We start from the raw sequence: 260 nt of genomic DNA, 5'->3' as shown, positions 1-260 counted from the left end.
CGCTAAGATAGCATCATCAAACCATGGTAACTCGGTTTTGTCAGCTTCTAATTTGGCAATGACCGTCAATGCATGCGTGGCTAGTAATTGTTGGTAATCAGCGCTGGCCTCAATAGTCAGTAGCGGCGCTTCAGTTGTGCCATGTTCATCGATACTGATTAAGGTCTGTTTGGTATTTTTATATAGGATATCAACGCGACCAAAAAACTGCCAGTCTTTAAAGGCTGCAGTGATAGCGTCCGCTTCATTCTGTGTATAAA

At 43.1% G+C, this 260-nt stretch carries 1 protein-coding gene; it reads right to left on the bottom strand.

Going from position 1 to position 260, the window contains the following annotated elements; all coding sequences use genetic code 11:
- The coding region (locus tag AAEZ02_RS22845; RefSeq protein ID WP_351125393.1) for a hypothetical protein at positions 1-260 on the bottom strand (260 nt) is incomplete at both ends.

The organism is Shewanella sp. T24-MNA-CIBAN-0130 (assembly GCF_040310185.1).
GTDB classification, from domain to species: domain Bacteria; phylum Pseudomonadota; class Gammaproteobacteria; order Enterobacterales; family Shewanellaceae; genus Shewanella; species Shewanella psychromarinicola.
Note: the sequence above shows the minus strand (reverse complement) of the source record. Positions and strands in the feature narration are given on the sequence as shown.